Origin of the sequence: Pseudomonas crudilactis, assembly GCF_013433315.1 — a bacterium.
Lineage (GTDB): Bacteria > Pseudomonadota > Gammaproteobacteria > Pseudomonadales > Pseudomonadaceae > Aquipseudomonas > Aquipseudomonas crudilactis.
The window spans coordinates 1-3,128 of sequence record NZ_WXVV01000044.1; the positions used below are offsets into that span (position 1 = coordinate 1).

1 rRNA gene is annotated in these 3,128 nt (G+C 51.1%); it reads right to left on the reverse strand.

What is annotated here, in order from left to right:
* Positions 1-71: 71 nt before the first annotated feature.
* Positions 72-2,965 (reverse strand): 23S ribosomal RNA (locus tag GTU76_RS29685).
* Positions 2,966-3,128 lie beyond the last annotated feature (163 nt).

Consider the following 3,128-nt stretch of genomic DNA (forward strand, 5'->3'; position numbering starts at 1 on the left):
TCGAACTTTCGGTTCGTTTCGTCTTCACACACCGCAATCTGGCTTTTAAGCGCAAATTGCTTGGGTGTTATATGGTCAAGCCTCACGGGCAATTAGTATTGGTTAGCTCAACGCCTCACAGCGCTTACACACCCAACCTATCAACGTCGTAGTCTTCGACGGCCCTTCAGGGAACTCAAGGTTCCAGTGAGATCTCATCTTGAGGCAAGTTTCCCGCTTAGATGCTTTCAGCGGTTATCTTTCCCGAACATAGCTACCCGGCAATGCCACTGGCGTGACAACCGGAACACCAGAGGTTCGTCCACTCCGGTCCTCTCGTACTAGGAGCAGCCCCTCTCAAATCTCAAACGTCCACGGCAGATAGGGACCGAACTGTCTCACGACGTTCTAAACCCAGCTCGCGTACCACTTTAAATGGCGAACAGCCATACCCTTGGGACCGGCTTCAGCCCCAGGATGTGATGAGCCGACATCGAGGTGCCAAACACCGCCGTCGATATGAACTCTTGGGCGGTATCAGCCTGTTATCCCCGGAGTACCTTTTATCCGTTGAGCGATGGCCCTTCCATACAGAACCACCGGATCACTAAGACCTACTTTCGTACCTGCTCGACGTGTCTGTCTCGCAGTCAAGCGCGCTTTTGCCTTTATACTCTACGACCGATTTCCGACCGGTCTGAGCGCACCTTCGTACTCCTCCGTTACTCTTTAGGAGGAGACCGCCCCAGTCAAACTACCCACCATACACTGTCCTCGATCCGGATAACGGACCTGAGTTAGAACCTCAAAGTTGCCAGGGTGGTATTTCAAGGATGGCTCCACGCGAACTGGCGTCCACGCTTCAAAGCCTCCCACCTATCCTACACAAGCAAATTCAAAGTCCAGTGCAAAGCTATAGTAAAGGTTCACGGGGTCTTTCCGTCTAGCCGCGGATACACTGCATCTTCACAGCGATTTCAATTTCACTGAGTCTCGGGTGGAGACAGCGCCGCCATCGTTACGCCATTCGTGCAGGTCGGAACTTACCCGACAAGGAATTTCGCTACCTTAGGACCGTTATAGTTACGGCCGCCGTTTACCGGGGCTTCGATCAAGAGCTTCGCGTTAGCTAACCCCATCAATTAACCTTCCGGCACCGGGCAGGCGTCACACCCTATACGTCCACTTTCGTGTTTGCAGAGTGCTGTGTTTTTAATAAACAGTCGCAGCGGCCTGGTATCTTCGACCGGCATGAGCTTACGGAGCAAGTCCTTCACCCTCACCGGCGCACCTTCTCCCGAAGTTACGGTGCCATTTTGCCTAGTTCCTTCACCCGAGTTCTCTCAAGCGCCTTGGTATTCTCTACCCAACCACCTGTGTCGGTTTGGGGTACGGTTCCTGGTTACCTGAAGCTTAGAAGCTTTTCTTGGAAGCATGGCATCAACCACTTCGTCACCCAAAGGGTAACTCGTCATCAGCTCTCGGCCTTAAGATCCCGGATTTACCTAAGATCTCAGCCTACCACCTTAAACTTGGACAACCAACGCCAAGCTGGCCTAGCCTTCTCCGTCCCTCCATCGCAATAACCAGAAGTACAGGAATATTAACCTGTTTTCCATCGACTACGCTTTTCAGCCTCGCCTTAGGGACCGACTAACCCTGCGTCGATTAACGTTGCGCAGGAAACCTTGGTCTTTCGGCGTGGGTGTTTTTCACACCCATTGTCGTTACTCATGTCAGCATTCGCACTTCTGATACCTCCAGCAAGCTTCTCAACTCACCTTCACAGGCTTACAGAACGCTCCTCTACCGCATCATCCGAAGATGATACCCGTAGCTTCGGTGTATGGTTTGAGCCCCGTTACATCTTCCGCGCAGGCCGACTCGACTAGTGAGCTATTACGCTTTCTTTAAAGGGTGGCTGCTTCTAAGCCAACCTCCTAGCTGTCTAAGCCTTCCCACATCGTTTCCCACTTAACCATAACTTTGGGACCTTAGCTGACGGTCTGGGTTGTTTCCCTTTTCACGACGGACGTTAGCACCCGCCGTGTGTCTCCCATGCTCGGCACTTGTAGGTATTCGGAGTTTGCATCGGTTTGGTAAGTCGGGATGACCCCCTAGCCGAAACAGTGCTCTACCCCCTACAGTGATACATGAGGCGCTACCTAAATAGCTTTCGAGGAGAACCAGCTATCTCCGAGCTTGATTAGCCTTTCACTCCGATCCACAGGTCATCCGCTAACTTTTCAACGGTAGTCGGTTCGGTCCTCCAGTTAGTGTTACCCAACCTTCAACCTGCCCATGGATAGATCGCCCGGTTTCGGGTCTATTCCCAGCGACTAGACGCCCTATTAAGACTCGCTTTCGCTACGCCTCCCCTATTCGGTTAAGCTCGCCACTGAAAATAAGTCGCTGACCCATTATACAAAAGGTACGCAGTCACAGAACAAAGTCTGCTCCCACTGCTTGTACGCATACGGTTTCAGGATCTATTTCACTCCCCTCTCCGGGGTTCTTTTCGCCTTTCCCTCACGGTACTAGTTCACTATCGGTCAGTCAGTAGTATTTAGCCTTGGAGGATGGTCCCCCCATATTCAGACAAAGTTTCTCGTGCTCCGTCCTACTCGATTTCATGACTAAGAGATTTTCGCGTACAGGGCTATCACCCACTATGGCCGCACTTTCCAGAGCGTTCCGCTAATCTCAAAGCCACTTAAGGGCTAGTCCCCGTTCGCTCGCCACTACTAAGGGAATCTCGGTTGATTTCTTTTCCTCAGGGTACTTAGATGTTTCAGTTCCCCTGGTTCGCCTCTTGCACCTATGTATTCAGTACAAGATAACCATCTTATGATGGCTGGGTTCCCCCATTCAGACATCTCCGGATCAAAGTCTGTTTGCCGACTCCCCGAAGCTTTTCGCAGGCTACCACGTCTTTCATCGCCTCTGACTGCCAAGGCATCCACCGTATGCGCTTCTTCACTTGACCATATAACCCCAAGCAATCTGGTTATACTGTGAAGACGACATTCGCCGAAAATTCGAATTTCTCAACTAAGAGAACTCACAAATTTTACCTTAGCCTGATCCGTTACCAGTGAAAGTAACGTTCAGTCTATCTTTCTATCACATACCCAAATTTTTAAAGAACG